The organism is Nitrosomonas communis (assembly GCF_024102715.1).
Lineage (GTDB): Bacteria > Pseudomonadota > Gammaproteobacteria > Burkholderiales > Nitrosomonadaceae > Nitrosomonas > Nitrosomonas communis_B.
This window is the reverse complement of the sequence record NZ_JAGFJM010000036.1, coordinates 47,338-64,660: the sequence shown is the minus strand read 5'-3', so window position 1 is coordinate 64,660 and position 17,323 is coordinate 47,338. Positions and strand designations below refer to the sequence as shown.

Sequence of the window (17,323 nt, the reverse complement as noted above, 5' to 3'; positions counted from 1 at the left end):
CCAGAATTCATCACTGTGCATCAATCGGGACATCGCAAACTCGTTTTGTTGGTGGTATAGGAACCCCAATATTACGAGTTTGTTTCTATCTATTAAATACTTACCTTAAAACGTCAACAGACCCTAGCTAATGTTTAATAATAGCATTACTAACATCATCTTCATTAATGGCTGTCAGTGTATTCTGAACTGCTGATGGAAGCGTTTCCGGTCTATACTCTAGCGCCAATTCCAGAACCTGATCTATCCATTTTACTGGTTGAATTTTCAGCTTGCTCTTTATATTTGTCGGGATTTCATTTAAATCTTTAATATTATCTTCTGGTATCAGCACCATTTTAATACCACCGCGATGAGCCGCTAATAATTTTTCTTTGAGCCCCCCTATTGGCAATACTTCTCCACGTAGTGTTATCTCTCCAGTCATAGCTATGGTTGCACGCGCTGGAATACCCGTCAGTACAGAAACCATAGCAACGCAAATCCCAATACCTGCACTTGGCCCATCCTTGGGTGTGGCGCCTTCTGGTAAATGAATATGAATATCTTTTTTTAGATAAAAATCCTCTGCTATGCCAAGTATTGCTGCACGACTACGGACTACAGATAATGCAGCTTGCACTGATTCCTGCATAACTTCACCTAATTTCCCTGTAGTAATCGTTTTTCCTTTACCTGGCAGCGCTACCGCTTCAATTGTTAGCAATTCACCACCTACTTCAGTCCATGCCAAACCAGTCACTTGTCCTATCTGATTCTTCTCTTCTGCAACTCCATATGTATAACGATGAACTCCCAAATATTTGGCAAGATTCCGCGAATTAACGGCAAGTCCCTCTTTTTCTTCGTTCTTATTACTTACGATAGTCTTTACCACCTTACGACAAATCTTGGATATTTCACGCTCCATACTACGCACACCAGCTTCGCGCGTATAATGCCGGACAATATCCCGCAGAGCAGATTCAGACATTATCAGTTCATTTTCTTTAAGTCCATGGTTTTGCATTTGTTTAGGTAATAAATACCGTTTGGCAATATGAAGCTTCTCATCTTCCGTATAACCTGATAAACGTATCACTTCCATACGATCAAGCAGCGCAGAAGGTATATTTAGTGTATTTGCTGTCGCAACAAACATCACATCGGATAAATCGTATTCAACCTCAATGTAATGATCAACAAAAGTACTATTTTGCTCTGGATCAAGCACTTCCAATAACGCTGATGCTGGATCCCCACGAAAATCCATACCCATCTTATCCACCTCATCCAGCAAGAATAGCGGATTCTTGACACCAACCTTAGTGATATTCTGCAGGATTTTGCCAGGCATTGATCCTATATACGTACGACGATGACCTCGTATTTCAGCCTCATCCCGTACTCCTCCCAGCGACATACGTACAAATTTCCGATTAGTGGCACGCGCAATTGATCTTCCTAGGGAGGTCTTACCAACACCCGGCGGGCCGACCAGACAAAGGATAGGTGCTTTAAATTTGCTAACCCTTTGTTGTACAGCTAAATATTCAACAATTCTTTCTTTTATCTTTTCTAATCCATAATGATCTTGCTCTAAAACAGCCTCGGCTGCATTAAGATCCTTGCAAATTTTACTTTTCTGCTTCCACGGCAACGAAACCAACGCATCAATATAATTACGCACAACTGTTGCCTCAGCTGACATCGGTGACATGAGACGTAATTTTTTTAACTCTGACTCAGCTTTTGAAAGAGCCTCTTTGGGCAATGAAGCTGCCTTAATTCTTTTCTCGATTTCCTCTAAATCAGCTCCTTCTTCTCCTTCACCCAGCTCTTTCTGAATAGCTTTGACTTGTTCATTCAGATAGTAGTCTCGCTGGCTCTTCTCCATCTGGCGTTTAACTCTACCACGAATGCGCTTTTCTACCTGAAGAATATCAAGCTCTGTTTCCAGCAAACCAAGCAGATGCTCTAATCGCTTCTGTACATCAAAGATCTCAAGGATTTCCTGCTTTTTCTCCAATTTTAATGGAAGATAAGCAGCAATTGTATCAGCCAGACGTCCAGCCTCATCAATACCTGCGAGTGATGCCAGAATTTCTGGTGGTATTTTTTTATTTAATTTTACGAATTGATCAAATTGGGATATAAGCGCACGGCGCGTCGCTTCTATTTCTGGCGTATTTACACTATCAATTGAGATTTGAAGCGCTTTTCCAGAAAAATAAGATTCTGAATCAATAAATTCCAAAACACGAGCCCGATAGCTTCCTTCCACCAAAACTTTTACCGTGCCATCAGGGAGTTTAAGCATTTGCAAAAGACTTGAAACACAGCATATGCTATAAAGATCTCGTGGAGCAGGATCATCTTTGGCCGCTGATTTCTGTGCTACCAGCAAGATATTCTTGCCAGACTCCATAGCAAGTTCTAATGCTTTTATAGATTTTGGTCGCCCAACAAAGAGGGGAATTACCATATGCGGAAAGACAACCACATCGCGTAATGGTAACAGTGGTAGTATTAGTTGATCTGATTCATTATCTGCCGAGGTCATATTTACAGTTCAGGTTAAGCACCAATAGCTTGAATACTATCGCGCCATTTAAAAATATCGAATTAGAAATACCTAATGTGGAGCACTACAATACACTGCATAACAGTTATTTAATGTGCCTCTTGATTTGATGATTAATATCTAACCAGCTTCATTTCATATGCATTAATTTTTTACTTAGCCACTAGCCATCATTTTTAGGCTTGTTTTGAATTTTTTGCAATTTTTGGCTGATCTGAATAAATCAAAATAGGTTTTATATCACCATATACCGATCCATTATCGATTACAACCTTCGAAACGTTCTCGAGTGAGGGCAAATCATACATTATATCCAGCAATATCTCTTCCAGAATTGATCGCAACCCACGCGCACCTGTCTTTCGGATCAATGCTTTCTTTGCTATTGCCTTAAGCGCTTGCTCACGAAACTCCAATTCAACGCCTCCTTCCAAATTGAATAATTTCCAATATTGCTTGACAAGCGCATTCTTAGGCTCTGTTAAAATTTGGATCAACGCAGACTCATTAAGTTCATCTAATGTCGCAATAACGGGCAAACGCCCAACAAATTCTGGTATTAATCCATACTTAATCAGATCCTCGGGTTCGACTGCTTTTAATATCTCATTGATTTCCTTCTGATTATCGCGATTAATTATCTCAGCACCAAAGCCTATGCCCCCCTTCTCCGATCGCGATCGTATTATTTTATCTATTCCATCAAAAGCTCCACCACAGATGAACAGAATATTGGTCGTATCTATTTGAATAAACTCTTGGTTAGGATGCTTGCGCCCCCCTTGTGGGGGCACTAAGGCAACTGTCCCCTCTATTAGCTTTAACAAAGCTTGCTGCACACCTTCACCGGAAACGTCACGAGTAATAGAAGGATTATCAGATTTACGCGAAATCTTATCTATTTCATCAATATAAATAATCCCTCTTTGGGCCTTTTCCACATCATAATTACATTTCTGCAATAATTTCTGAATGATATTTTCAACATCCTCCCCCACATAACCTGCTTCGGTAAGCGTTGTTGCATCTGCGATAATAAATGGTACATCCAATAATCTAGCTAGCGTTTGGGCTAATAAGGTTTTTCCCGAGCCTGTGGGGCCAATTAAAAGAATGTTACTTTTTGCCAGTTCAATATCATCAACATCACTGATTCTGGTCAAATTCCTCAAGCGCTTATAATGATTGTATACAGCCACTGAGAGAATTTTTTTAGCTGATTCTTGACCAATAACGTATTGATCTAGAATCTGGCGTATTTCACGGGGTACTGGCAAATTTGATTTTGCTAATTTAGCTGTCTCATTAACCTGCATTTCCTCGCGAATAATATCATTACAAAGATCGATACATTCATCGCAAATAAATACAGATGGTCCCGCTATCAACTTTCTCACCTCATGCTGACTTTTGCCGCAAAAGGAGCAATAGAGAAGTTTTTCGTCATTCATTTTTTCAGACATAATTTAGCTCCATAACCATTGCGCAAACGCTACTTTGCCAAAGGAATAGCATTGAAATATGATTACGCAAAGCAAATTCAATTTATTTCCTATTGTCCCTACTCGTCAATACAGCATCTACAAGTCCATACTTCACCGCTTCTTCTGCGCTAAGAAAATTATCACGGTCCGTGTCTCGCTCAATCGTTTTTACCGACTGTTCACTATGCTTAGCCATAATTTCATTCAAGCGGCTTTTCAGATATAAAATCTCTTTAGCATGTATTTCAATATCCGAAGCCTGCCCTTGAAATCCACCCATAGGTTGGTGAATCATGACGCGAGAGTTGGGTAAGCAAAAGCGCTTACCCTTTGCTCCAGCTGTTAACAACAAGGAACCCATACTTGCCGCCTGACCAACACAAAGGGTACTAACATCCGGTTTTATAAACTGCATCGTATCGTAAATGGCCAATCCTGCAGAAACCAATCCACCAGGAGAATTGATATAAAAAGAAATATCTTTATCTGAACTCTCTGATTCTAAGAACAAAAGCTGAGCCACGATCAAATTTGCCGATGCCTCTGTAACAGGCCCTACTAGAAAAATAATTCTTTCTTTCAATAATCGGGAATAAATATCATAAGCACGCTCACCCCTCCCGCTGGTTTCAATAACCATTGGAATCAAACCTAAACCTCTCGTCTCCAAATTAACTTGCTCCTGATTAAGCTGATGCATGCGAATATCCCATCAGATCCTCAAACGCCATCTCTTGGTCAATCACTTTGACCTGTTCCAATGCCCATGAAACGACGTTATCTTCCAATACTAATGACTCAATCTCTTTCAAACGCTCAGGCGATGAATAGTGCCACTTGACTACCTGCTCAGGATTTTCGTAGCTCTGGGCATAATACTCCACATACTTTCTTGTCTGTTCTGGCTTAACATTTAAATTATGGATCTTTACTATCTCAGCTAAAATTAAACCGAGCTTTACCCGCCGTTCAGCTCTTTCCAAGAACGATTCTGGCAAAAGAGGAATTTCTTCACTGCGTATACCTTGTGTCGCTAAACTATTTTTAGCATCTTGAATCAAATGTTTAACTTCCTGCTCGATTAAAATTCTTGGAGCATCACATACCGTCGTATCAAGCAAACATTGCATAATTTGTTCTTTCAGCTTCGCTCGTGTCCTTTGAAAAACTTCACGTTCAAGGCTCAACTGGATTTCATCATGCATTTTTTTTATATCGCCGTTTTCGATACCAAGTGATTTAGCAAACTCATTATCGATATCAGCCAAGACAGGTTGCTCGACCTTGTTGAGTCTAACATTAAATGTAGCAGACTTTCCTGCAACCTCTTTATCGTGATAATCAGCAGGAAAAATCATTTGAAATGATTTCTCCTCTCCTGTACTCATACCGATAATGGCATCTTCAAAATCTTGTAGAATATATCCATCACCCAAAAGCAAAGCAAAATCCTCTGCCTTGCCACCACGAAATTCATTTCCATCGATTAAACCAACATAATCGATATTCACTCGATCACCTAATGCCGCTGGACGATCAGCCAATTCATATTTAGCTCTCTGTTTTTGCAAAATATGTAATGTTTTTTCAACTTCTTTATCACCAATTTTCACTACCGGCTTACTCACACTGAGTGCACTTAAATCTCCAATCGTTATATCCGGATAGACTTCAAATGTCGCCCCAAATTCATAATGAGCACTATTTTCTTCAGATTGCTTAGCTACAAAATGGGGAGCACCTACAATTCGCAAATTTTGTTGCCGGACAGCTTCTTGAAAATGCTTCCGCAACATCTCTCCCAGTACTTCCTGATGCAGCTTCGCGCCAAATTGTTGCGTCACTATTTTGAGCGGCACTTTACCAGGGCGGAAACCTTGTATTTTTACTGTTCCAGCCAAGCGTTTTAATCGATCATCTACTTCCACCTGGATTTCTTCTTGAGAAATCGAAATATCAAGTTTTCGTTCCAGAGTATTGGGGTTTTCAACGTTTGATTGCATTAATCTTCCTAAATAACCACTAATATAACTGCCAAGACGAATAATATGTTAAGTATTATAAGCAGAAATGAGCCCGAGCTCGTTTTTCTGGTGCGAAAGGGGGGACTCGAACCCCCACACCTCATCGGCGCCAGAACCTAAATCTGGTGCGTCTACCAATTCCGCCACTTTCGCCCATTGCCCAACCTCTATATCTATAACTATTTAATTATACCTTGTTATTCATGATATCACAGCCGGACTATCCTACATCTTGACAAGATATCACTTTGCCGCTCACCCCCTTACTATCTGGCCCCATAAAGAAGAGATAAAATCCCATCAAATCCTGGGGTTGAGGCAATAAATACTTAACTTCGCCCGGATGCGTTTTTGTGCGCTGAGGCGAGTGAACAGGACCAGGAATGAGTGTATTGACGCGTAGATTGGGCAATAATTCCCATTCCTGGGATTGAATTTTAACTAATGCTTCCACACCAGCTTTAGCTACTGCAAACCCACCCCAGTAAGCAGAGGGTTCATGACCATGTGTATCCGATGTCATAATAATGCAGGCATCAGAAGATGCTTTAAGCAATGGTAAACAAACTCGCGTAAGCGTAGCTGGCGCAAGCAAATTAACTTGCATGATTACTTGCCATTGCTCAAGCGTATGATTCTCCAATGGCATTGGGCCATAAGTAAAGGCAGCATTATGCAATATCCCGTCTAATCTGCCCAATTGTGATGCAATTGCATCAGCGATTGCTTGAAAATCCTTCTCTAGCGCTTTCTCAAAATCAAAAGGAAAAATGATCGCCTCTTCTCTACCTAGCGCTTGAATATCATCGTATACGCGCTCTAGCTTTTCGACTTTGCGGCCATGTAAAATTACTGTAGCCCCATAAGTTGCATAAGCTATTGCAGCAGCACGCCCAATTCCCTGCCCTGCGCCTGTAATTAAAACGACTCGTCCTCTCAGTAAATCTTTATCCGCTTGATAATTCTTTAAATTATTCATCAAAAAAAGAACAATAACATGGAAAACTATCTATTTAATCAACTCTTTTGAAATCAGTTGCATTACCATGTCATTGCTTAATAGACAGAAGGCAAAATAAAATTAATTTCTAAACCGGTTTATTGATACAGCACTGATAACTATAAGAAAAGTATATGCTTAAAAAAGATACATAAAAGTTTATCGCTACAATAACAGATTGCCGAAGCAGAGTCTGCCACTGTAGCGATCCTAACATAATCCGCAAGCGGCTAGGGTTACATCTCCATGCCGCCCATACCACCCATACCACCCATGCCGGCACCTGGACCAGCAGATTCATCTTTTGGCAGTTCCGCTACCATTGCATCAGTTGTTAAAATGAGACCAGCAACTGAGGCAGCATTTTGCAATGCTGAGCGAGTTACTTTAGTAGGATCTAATACACCCATGGCAACCATATCTCCATATTCGCTCGAGGCTGCATTGTAACCAAAATTACCCTGCCCTTCTTTCACTTTATTAACTACCACAGACGGTTCATCACCACAGTTAGCTACAATTTGACGCAGAGGCTCTTCCAATGCACGTAAAACGATTTTAATACCGGCATCTTGATCGTGGTTATCACCTTTCACTTTACTTACGGTATTAATCGCCCGCAACAATGCTACGCCACCACCAGGAATGATGCCTTCTTCCACCGCTGCGCGCGTAGCATGCAGCGCGTCTTCGACGCGTGCTTTTTTCTCTTTCATTTCAACTTCAGTAGCCGCACCCACTTTGATTAGTGCTACACCACCGGCCAGTTTTGCTACCCGCTCTTGGAGTTTTTCCTTATCGTAGTCACTAGTCGCCTCTTCGATCTGGGTACGAATCTGAGCTACACGCGCTTCAATATTTTTAGTGTTACCTGCGCCATCGATAATGGTGGTATTTTCTTTACCAACCTCAATTCGCTTAGCTTGCCCCAAATCCTCCAGTTTAGCTTTTTCGAGTGACAATCCAACTTCCTCAGCAATCACTGTACCGCCTGTAAGGATTGCGATATCTTCCAGCATTGCTTTACGACGATCTCCGAAGCCAGGCGCTTTAACTGCGCAAGTTTTAAGTATTCCGCGTATGTTGTTTACTACCAGCGTCGCCAGCGCTTCGCCGTCCACATCCTCAGCAATGATCAACAAAGGCTTGCCTGCTTTGGCAACTTGCTCCAATACTGGTAATAAATCACGAATATTAGAAATTTTTTTGTCGTGTAACAACACATAAGGATTTTCCAGCAATGCGATTTGTTTTTCCGCGCTGCTGACAAAATAAGGAGAGAGATAACCGCGATCAAATTGCATCCCTTCGACGACTTCAAGCTCGTTTTGCAAGCCTGAGCCATCCTCAACCGTAATCACCCCTTCTTTACCCACTTTTTCCATTGCCTCAGCAATGATCTTGCCTATTTCCACATCGGAATTGGCTGAGATACTGCCAACCTGCGCAATTTCCTTACTGGTGGAACACGGTTTGGAAAGTTTTTTCAAATCTTCAATCGTTGCAGCAACTGCTTTGTCAATACCACGCTTTAAGTCCATCGGATTCATACCGGCAGCGACATAACGCATTCCCTCTTTGACAATAGATTGCGCCAGCACGGTCGCTGTCGTGGTACCGTCACCAGCCACGTCAGATGTTTTGCTCGCGACTTCCTTGAGCATCTGCGCGCCCATGTTTTCAAACTTATCTTTCAGTTCAATCTCTTTCGCTACTGAAACGCCATCTTTGGTAATCGTAGGTGCGCCGTAAGAACGCTCCAACACTACATTACGCCCTTTTGGACCCAAGGTAACCTTAACCGCATCGGCCAGAATGTTGACCCCATTGACCAAATTATGACGGGCCACATCACCAAATCTCACTTCCTTTGCTGCCATAATCTTTCTCCTAATTTACAGTACTATTATCTAATTACTAAAAACTTGAATCCGATTAACCTTCGATTACTCCCATAATGTCTTCTTCGCGCATCACCAGATACTCTTCACCTTTGATCTTCACGCTCTGGCCAGCATATTTCCCAAACAGCACCTTATCGCCTACCTTCACTTCCAGCGCACGAACTTTACCATCATCACCCACTTTACCTTTTCCTACCGCGATTATTTCGCCTTGATCTGGCTTTTCTGTAGCAGAATCAGGAATCACAATGCCAGAAGCAGTCTTGCGTTCTTCTTCCAGCCGCTTGACAATAACACGATCATGCAAAGGGCGAATATTCATAGTTGTTTCTCCTAATAATGATTAAAAACATGAACACCAATAAATTAATAACGTTGACCTAGACACAGAAAGCTGTGTAGAGATGTTAGCAATAATATAAGCAATATTAGCACTCACCTCCGACGAGTGCTAATAATAAAATCTATTCGAAGGAATTTCAAGTCAATGAGTGATAAAAATTTATCAAAGCGCAGTCAGCAAGTTGTTTGGCATCCATGCAGTCAGATGAAGCAGCATGAAAATCTTCCGCTTATCTCCATTGTAAGAGGGCATGGTGTATGGTTATATGACGCCGATGGTAATCGTTATCTCGATGCGATCAGCTCATGGTGGGTCAATCTGTTTGGTCATTGTCACCCCTATATCAATCACGCGCTCAACGATCAACTTGGCAAACTTGAGCATGTCATGCTCGCAGGTTTAACCCATGAGCCGGTGGTATTGCTCTCGGAACGTTTGAGTAAACTCACACCGGGCGATTTGGGGCATTGCTTTTATGCCAGTGATGGTGCCTCAGCCACTGAAATTGCCTTGAAAATGAGTTTCCACTACTGGCAACAATGCGGCTTGACTAGTAAAACTGATTTTATCAGCCTGCAAAATGGCTATCATGGCGAAACACTGGGTGCATTGTCAGTGACCGATGTTGCCCTCTTTAAACAAACCTATGCTCCATTACTACGACATTCTCAGCATATGCCTTCACCAGACTGGCGTTATGCGCCGCAAGGTGAATCTGCCGAAAATTATGCGCTGGGCGCAGCACATGAACTGGAAAATTACCTAGCAGAACATCATGCCCATACGGCAGCACTGATTCTGGAACCACTCGTGCAAGGTGCAACTGGCATGGCCATGTATCATCCTGTTTATTTACAACGTGCCAGAGAAATTTGCAATCAATATCAGGTGCTCTTGATTGCGGATGAAATCGCAGTTGGCTTTGGTCGCACAGGAACAATGTTCGCTTGTGAGCAAGCCAGTATTACGCCTGATTTTTTATGTCTGTCAAAAGGATTGAGCGGCGGTTATTTACCGCTTTCGGTCGTCTTGACGACGCCCACAGTATTCCAGGCTTTTTATCATGACAAAACCTCGCAAGCTTTTCTACATTCACATTCTCACAGTGGCAATGCCCTAGCTTGTCGCGCTGCTTTGGCAACGCTTGATCTATTCGAACAGAACAACGCTATTGAAACCAACCGGAGCAAGACGAATTATCTCAACCAATTATCGCACCCACTGCAATCTCACCCAAAAGTGAAAAATTTTCGCAACTGCGGCATGATCTGGGCATTCGAAGTCATCACTGATGACACTGCTTTTACAAACACCTTCTTTAAAAAGGCGCTTGAGAAAAAACTACTGCTACGCCCGCTCGGCAATACCGTTTATTTCATGCCGCCGTACATTATTAATGAGGAAGAAATGGACTGGCTGGTAAAAAGTGTTGTCCACATTCTTGATACATTCTAATAATCCAAAGAGAAAGGAAAATACCCTATGCAACTCACCTTTCTAGGTGGCGCCGGTGAAGTCACTGGCTCAAGTTATCTGATTGAAACCGCTCACACCCGCTTTCTGGTTGATTGCGGCATGTTCCAAGGCGGACGTGAGGCAGATCGCAAAAACAGAACTGCTTTCAGTTTTGATCCGGAGCAAATTGACTTTGTTTTGATCACACATGCCCACATTGATCACTCTGGCCTCCTGCCTCGCCTTAGCGCCTTGGGATTCAGAGGCCCTGTTTATGCCACTGAAGCCACTATCGATCTGCTCAAGGTAATGCTGAAGGACAGTGCCTATATTCAGGAAAAAGAGGCTGAGTGGCAAAACAAAGCACGCCGGCGTAAACACATGCTCGCTAATCACGAGAATGCGCCGTTGTATACCGTGGCCCAGGCAGAAGCTTTTCTCAAGCAATTACGAAGCATAAATTATGATGCAGAAATTTCTCCTCACCCCTCAGTCCGCTGTAGATTTCGTGATGCGGGACATATCTTGGGTTCCGCCATCATTGAACTATGGATAAAATCCAATGCAAAGCAGAAAAAGCTGGTATTCTCCGGCGATCTTGGCCAACCTAACCGCCCTATCGTGCGTGATCCCACGCCCATTCAGCAAGCCGATATTCTGCTAGTCGAATCTACCTACGGCAACCGCCTTCATCGAACCATGACCGACACCTTGGATGAGCTGGTACATGCTATTAATGACACACTGCACCGCAAAGGTGGCAATATCATCGTACCCGCCTTTGCTGTCGGACGCACCCAGGAATTGCTCTTTCTGCTGGTTGATCTTCACCGCCAAGGCAGGCTTGGAGAAATAGATATCTATGTCGATTCGCCCATGGCGCTGGCAGCAACAGATATCACGCTACAACATGGCTCTCTGCTAGACAGGGAAGCAACCGAGGCGCTGCAGTGGTTCAACAGTCATGGCAGCAAATTAAAAATCCATTTCATCCAGGAAGTGGAAGATTCGATCATACTCAACACGATACAACAAGGTGCAATCATCATTTCGGCCAGCGGCATGTGTGAAGCAGGACGCATTAAATACCACCTCAAATTTAACCTGCCCAGAGCCGAATGCACCATTCTCATTACTGGCTATCAAGCTGCGGGAACATTGGGGCGAAGATTGGTTGATGGCGTCAAGCGCGTCCGTATCTTCGGTCAGGAAATACCTGTCCGCGCGGATATTTATACCATTGGCGGTCTTTCTGCACATGCAGATCAAGCAGGTTTACTGCACTGGCTCGGAAGCTTTAACAGCGCGCCGGAAAAAACCTTCATCATTCATGGTGAGCCAGGCAATGCTAACGCGCTGGCAGAGGCCATCAAACAACAGCTGAAGTGGCACATCGTTGTACCAGCACGATTAACTTCAGTTTTGCTTTGACTAAAATAAACAATCGCCCTGCAGAACTGCTTCCATGTGCCCTGGTTATTAGCCACATGAATGCTTGATATCTACTCATGCATTACAGTCGATTTTGGTCTTGGACCAGTTCCCCGTAAACGTGTCAAATGCTGCAATAAATCAAACCAGAATGGTGCGCCGAAAAGCGCAGCAGATGCAGTAATCAGCCAACCAAAAATAACCAGCAACAAACCAGCTAAGTCGTAATGATAAAACTCAAACAGACTGGAACAACCGGTCTCTGCTGTACAAAATTTTTGATTCTGCCAGCCGATGGGTAATTCATCCAATTGTTTCAAGGAATCGATAATAATCAGACTACTATCCTCAGTAGCAGCCGAATTATCCGTAAGCATCCTATCTGCCGCAACAGAAGCAGCAGACGGCAAATTCGCCGCCATGGCGATCCGGGCAGCTAAAGTCGGCTGTTTCCACAACGTGGAAAAAAGATGAATACTATCGATATTCAATATCGCCGCTAGTACAAAGGCAATAGCAAAACACCAGACTTGGGATTGCCGTTTAAATGAACCTGCCGCTCGATCCATTCCCGCGTCGAACCAGGCAGCCAATTCCGCTTGAAATTTTCCCATTTTACCGGCAGACCTATCATACATGCCGCGAAGCAGTTTGCGAATCTGCTCATCCTCGATAGCATCGATATCCTCACCGAGCTTAGCAAAATCGCCAGGAGCTGATCGAATTGCATCGATTAAGGCAAGAGAAAAATTATTTGAATCAATATAGGAAGGACGATTTTTAAGATCTACTAGCGATGTGACTGCCCCATTACCCATTGGATGGACTAAGGCATGGTTATATATTTTTACAAGTAACTCCTCACCAACGGCATTGCCCGCATTCAGCAGTTTCTTAACCCCAGTCAATAAATTCTTTGAGCGAAGACCGAGAAAAGATGCAATGGACTCATAAATGGAGCTCGTGATCAATGCAACTGACGCATAGCAAAATACCAATCCAATTGCAACTTCCACCACCGTGCTATTTAGCATTTATCCTCTAGCACTAATACTAGCCCCACCTTGTTCACCTTGAGGTGAGCTGATATTTCTTGACTGCCAGATTGCCAATCTGCTTGCCCATAGCAGCACCAACCATGCCTGAGTTACGATAGTGCACGCCATCATAAATGCGGGCATTGATTACTTCCTGCATGAAATCGTCGACTGCCGTCCAGCTGCGGACTGCGCCACTTGCTGCCTTGCTGGTTGTGGTCAATAACGGCGTAGCGCCAGCGCCAATTTCAGCCTGCAACACAGTCCCAACTGCCGCAGAAACAATGCAATGCGCACAGGGGTATTCGGGATGCATGGGAGTATCAATGAAAGGTAGCCAGGATGCTTCTCTTTCCGTCGCATCATTGCTATCGATATCACCATTACGGATTGCGGTCATGGGACGCCAGAAACCATAGTGATACTTGGCGTCGAATACAGCGATCAGCGCATCATCCGAAGCTTGCGTGACTGCCGCAAATAAGCGTGCGTTCTGCGTAATTTCTCTTCCTGGGACATTTGCCACCGAGCGCACGATACCATGATAAATCGGCGGCATTACTTCTTCCCAAAAACGGGCAATTTCTGTCTGCTCACTCGTGCGCTGTTGGCTATTTCTACTGCCAAGCGCCTTAACCTCATTATAGTCGCGTGCCCACAATTCACTTCCCAGTTCAGGAGGTGGCGCCGGGCGTAACTGGTCAGGACTCACCATCAACCAAGGCTTACGCTGCGCCCACTGCGGCGCTTCCGGTATCATGGTCGGTACATACACACCCGGGCTCGTAGCAGGACGGTAGTTTTCTGGCGCAGCAGCTCCATCTCCTGCGCGCAGCGCCAACACCGCTGCGGCTGCTTTCTCGCCTATAACAACCCCCTTGTTTTTTGCTGATCCATCAGCAATCATTGCCAGCGCGGCCTGGTAAGCATGCTCAACTGCAGCCTGTTGAGAAGGCACAAGTTTTGACAAGACCGCATGGTTTGCAGCTGCGATCGCAGCCTCTATCGAAGCGCCCGCCGCTGCTGCCAGCTTCAGATCGCTCACTGGATAGCGCTGAGTAATCGCATTGACCGCTTCATAGGCTGCTGCATGCACCATTGCCAGTGCCCGTTCAGCCGGTAGCGGCCCGATATTGGCATTGACTACGATATTGCCTGCGCGTTGATTCCATTCCGTTATGGCATCCGCATGCGCGGGCAAAATCATATCTATCCAAACAGCAACAAGCAGAAATACTATTTGCTGACATTTAACCCTGTATTGCATACCATTCTCTCCTTTTCGCATTGCCTCAAGCTTAAAAAATTCCCCTTCATCCTTTCTGCGACAATTTGCCACATTTTTGTTATCTCCTCTCACAGTAACAATAAGCCACTCGCAGCTTTCACTTCATTGGCATGCTCATCCTTGTATATCAAAAACGGTTTTCATGCAAATGTTCTTAATTGGAAGAAGGAGTTTTACATCACCGAAATCAGGATACACCCCGGCAACCCCAGAATACATCCTGAAGCAATGGCAATTGCGCTTGGACAAAAAGATCGGCTGCCATTCCCTTTCAGGGCCCTGGCGGCTAACCCCCAGATAATGCCCATTTATTGCATTGCAATATAAGCGCTTATGGTCAACACCGCCGACACCATGAGCTAGTGTCCAGGTAGAAAAATTGTGCACGCCATAGCTATTAAAATTCTGCGGAAAAAACAGACTTTCCCCAGTTCTTCCCAACCTCTCGCTTGCACAACCATTTCAGCGAAATCGTCATGCGCACTTACAGCAATGAACTCCCTCATAGAGGGGTATTCCACAGAGCGATTTCTTTATCACGCCGGTTGACGAGGCCTTGCACAATTTTTCCGCTATCTTTTACCCAACGCCTTAATTGTGCAGGCACCTGATCGTACTGCCCTTGATTCAACAATTTAAGCAACGTGCTATTCTGAAAGGCAGCCGCGCCCACATTAAAGGCAAATGATACCAAGGCATTAAACTGATTCTGGTTGAGCGGCACTGTTACTGCCTCATTGATAATCTTTTCAGTATCATCCAAGTCTTGATCCAGCAAATCCCAGCACTGCTGCTCGGTAAGTCCATTGCGATAGTCTACTGGCTGTCCTCTAATGATGATTTTTCCTGATGTGCGTTCCGATCTGGTCAACAAATGACCAATGCCTATCGTCGGCACACCGCCCGAGTCCCAATACACATGGGTAGCCAGGCCTTCCCACTCCTTGAATAAATTCTTTCCACCTTGATCTACTTGCATTGGCATTGGCATTGGCATCGGCCACCTCCTGACCAATCATGGCTTAATGTTCCTGCTTAATCTGTACAGAACCCGCACACACGTCCCCTTCTTCTACGCCATCAAGCCACTCCCGTAGTTGCCTGATTCTTTCCTGGGTGCGTTGCGCAAGAAAATGCGCCGCGCACATTGGATATATAGATCCATACTGTGATTGCTTGCATCCGGCAGGAAATCTGGCCGCCAGTTCTGCATCCCGAAAAATCAACCAGGCGTGCTGGGCGTTACGGAGCTTCTCAAGAAACTCGCGATCCTCTTTATATTTGCTGATTATGGCATGGTAAACACGGTTCAGCTCATCATCGACCTCGTTCAATCGATTTTCCGCACATTGATTAAGATCCATTTGTGACGGCGAGCAAGTCTTACACTCCGATTGATCAACGGCAGAAGCTGCAGAAGAAAGCAGGAGTGCTGCAGCCAGCACCCGGCAACCCACCCTTTCTGCTAGTTTAAATTGCCACATTGCTTACTCTCATCAATATAATCTGCGACCAAGTCATCTCAAGATCTCCTTCATCACCTAATTTCTTGCGCAAACATCCGAAGAAACAAGATCAAAAGTGTTGTCTGAGCTGCCATACTCCATCAATGCCAGACGCAGGCGCCACGAACGCGCCAAGCATTTAGCCCGATCAATATGTCATAATTTCTTTGTTATCAGCCAGTAAGTGACACCCAACCCTAATACTACTGCAGCAGTCGCAAAAATATAGTCCGGCGTGATCTTTTCGTAATCCAGCACAATTACCTTCCGGGCAATGGCCATAAGCGCAGTCGCAATCACAAGCTGCACAGGAAGCACATGCGCACCAAGGTAAAGTCTGATATTAATAAAAATTTCAATTGCGATCAAAATCGCCAGAAAAGCCCCAAACGTCTCCAGCATATCGCTGATACTTAGCAGGAAAACAGGAGGAGTAATCAACCGTTGGTATAGCACATATATCACATCACCAACAGCCAATACAATGATGATAACCATCAAAATAGCCAGCACCCTAACTGCACCACGAATTACGAGATGCAGAATGCGTATCAGAGGATCTTCATGCTCCTTTGGCAGTTCTTCATGAAGCAGGGTTCGACGACTCTTCTCCTTCGTCATCAGAATCAGTGGGCTGCTATCATCTTCTTGACTCATTTGTTATCGATCCTGATCATAAACTTGAGAGACATATCCAGCATCTCTCAAAGTAATTAAAGATATACAGAGCATAGATTCAATTATCTGAGGGCGCAAGCCGCAAAACGGCTTGCCACCCCACCTGTTGATATCGTTGAACCACCCTCAGAAAAAATTTTTTCAGCGAATCATTCTCTTAATCCTTGCGTCAATATATGTCAGGATGATGGATTTCCAAGAACCATTCCGGGTAACGTAATACCACGAAGCCATTTTGTTCATACAAACCATGCGCATCCAGGGTGGCCAACAGCCAGCGGCGCAACCCCTGCAACTCTGGATGCGCAAGAATGCACGCAATCAGCCATTTTCCAAGACCCTGTCCTCTGTAATCTGGTACGACAAACACATCGGCAAGATAGGCAAAGGTAGCACAATCCGAAATAGCCCGGGCAAAGCCAATTTGTTTGTTATGGTGATATAAACCAAAACAAAGCGAATGCTCCACTGATTTCTCGACGGTTGCTCGAGGAATATTTTTTGCCCAGTAAGATTCTTTGCACAAAAAACCATAAATCACTTCCATGTCCAGATCTTCCCGCTTGTCTGTCACCGTGAATTCACCTTGTTGCCACTTCATAACTCGCGAC

15 protein-coding genes and 1 tRNA gene are annotated in these 17,323 nt (G+C 44.1%); 2 read left to right on the top strand and 14 right to left on the bottom strand.

All coding sequences use genetic code 11. The features are described 5' to 3' along the window. Nucleotides 1-127 precede the first annotated feature (127 nt). The 8 genes from lon to groES form a co-directional block, all read right to left on the bottom strand. Complete coding sequence (gene lon, locus J5I83_RS03825) at nucleotides 128-2,542, bottom strand: endopeptidase La (RefSeq protein WP_304053413.1); 2,415 nt, start codon at nucleotides 2,540-2,542, stop codon at nucleotides 128-130. Nucleotides 2,543-2,739: 197 nt separating this feature from the next. Continuing rightward, nucleotides 2,740-4,026: an ATP-dependent Clp protease ATP-binding subunit ClpX gene (gene clpX / locus J5I83_RS03820; protein ID WP_304053411.1), complete on the bottom strand. Its 1,287-nt coding sequence runs from the start codon at nucleotides 4,024-4,026 to the stop codon at nucleotides 2,740-2,742. A gap of 82 nt (nucleotides 4,027-4,108) precedes the next feature. Continuing rightward, nucleotides 4,109-4,747, bottom strand: a complete 639-nt coding sequence (gene clpP, locus J5I83_RS03815; protein ID WP_304053410.1) for an ATP-dependent Clp endopeptidase proteolytic subunit ClpP — start codon at nucleotides 4,745-4,747, stop codon at nucleotides 4,109-4,111. After that, nucleotides 4,734-6,050 carry a trigger factor gene (tig, locus tag J5I83_RS03810; protein WP_304053409.1) on the bottom strand — a complete coding sequence of 439 codons (1,317 nt, stop codon included), beginning with the start codon at nucleotides 6,048-6,050 and terminating at the stop codon, nucleotides 4,734-4,736. Before tig ends, clpP begins: the two co-directional genes overlap by 14 nt. An 88-nt stretch (nucleotides 6,051-6,138) precedes the next feature. Beyond that, nucleotides 6,139-6,224, bottom strand: a tRNA-Leu gene (locus J5I83_RS03805). A 67-nt stretch (nucleotides 6,225-6,291) separates the two neighbouring features. Continuing rightward, nucleotides 6,292-7,050 carry an SDR family NAD(P)-dependent oxidoreductase gene (locus tag J5I83_RS03800; protein WP_304053408.1) on the bottom strand — a complete coding sequence of 253 codons (759 nt, stop codon included), beginning with the start codon at nucleotides 7,048-7,050 and terminating at the stop codon, nucleotides 6,292-6,294. 257 nt (nucleotides 7,051-7,307) lie between these two features. Continuing rightward, nucleotides 7,308-8,951: a chaperonin GroEL gene (gene groL, locus J5I83_RS03795; RefSeq protein ID WP_304053406.1), complete on the bottom strand. Its 1,644-nt coding sequence runs from the start codon at nucleotides 8,949-8,951 to the stop codon at nucleotides 7,308-7,310. Nucleotides 8,952-9,006: 55 nt separating this feature from the next. Further along, nucleotides 9,007-9,297 carry a co-chaperone GroES gene (gene groES, locus J5I83_RS03790; protein WP_304053404.1) on the bottom strand — a complete coding sequence of 97 codons (291 nt, stop codon included), beginning with the start codon at nucleotides 9,295-9,297 and terminating at the stop codon, nucleotides 9,007-9,009. Nucleotides 9,298-9,462: 165 nt separating this feature from the next. On the opposite strand from groES, the gene bioA reads away from it, so the two are divergent. Together bioA and J5I83_RS03780 are read left to right on the top strand one after the other, a co-directional pair. Then, a complete protein-coding gene (gene bioA, locus J5I83_RS03785; protein ID WP_304053402.1) occupies nucleotides 9,463-10,773 on the top strand; it encodes an adenosylmethionine--8-amino-7-oxononanoate transaminase in 1,311 nt (436 codons plus the stop codon). Between the two features lie 27 nt (nucleotides 10,774-10,800). Beyond that, complete coding sequence (locus tag J5I83_RS03780; protein ID WP_304053401.1) at nucleotides 10,801-12,204, top strand: MBL fold metallo-hydrolase; 1,404 nt, start codon at nucleotides 10,801-10,803, stop codon at nucleotides 12,202-12,204. A 71-nt stretch (nucleotides 12,205-12,275) separates the two neighbouring features. Here J5I83_RS03780 and J5I83_RS03775 read toward each other — a convergent pair whose 3' ends face one another. The 6 genes from J5I83_RS03775 to J5I83_RS03750 form a co-directional block, all read right to left on the bottom strand. Continuing rightward, a complete protein-coding gene (locus J5I83_RS03775; protein ID WP_304053400.1) occupies nucleotides 12,276-13,238 on the bottom strand; it encodes a hypothetical protein in 963 nt (320 codons plus the stop codon). 34 nt (nucleotides 13,239-13,272) lie between these two features. Further along, nucleotides 13,273-14,508, bottom strand: coding sequence for a vanadium-dependent haloperoxidase (locus J5I83_RS03770; protein WP_304053399.1), 1,236 nt, complete (start codon nucleotides 14,506-14,508; stop codon nucleotides 13,273-13,275). Between the two features lie 523 nt (nucleotides 14,509-15,031). Beyond that, on the bottom strand, nucleotides 15,032-15,526 hold the full coding sequence (locus J5I83_RS03765) for a lysozyme (protein WP_304053397.1): 495 nt from the start codon (nucleotides 15,524-15,526) through the stop codon (nucleotides 15,032-15,034). Nucleotides 15,527-15,551: 25 nt separating this feature from the next. Further along, entirely contained in the window at nucleotides 15,552-16,013 is a 462-nt protein-coding gene (locus tag J5I83_RS03760) for a lysozyme inhibitor LprI family protein (protein WP_304053395.1), read from the bottom strand. 177 nt (nucleotides 16,014-16,190) lie between these two features. Next, nucleotides 16,191-16,691 carry a phosphate-starvation-inducible PsiE family protein gene (locus J5I83_RS03755; protein ID WP_304053393.1) on the bottom strand — a complete coding sequence of 167 codons (501 nt, stop codon included), beginning with the start codon at nucleotides 16,689-16,691 and terminating at the stop codon, nucleotides 16,191-16,193. A gap of 190 nt (nucleotides 16,692-16,881) precedes the next feature. Then, nucleotides 16,882-17,313, bottom strand: a complete 432-nt coding sequence (locus tag J5I83_RS03750; protein WP_304053391.1) for a GNAT family N-acetyltransferase — start codon at nucleotides 17,311-17,313, stop codon at nucleotides 16,882-16,884. Nucleotides 17,314-17,323 lie beyond the last annotated feature (10 nt).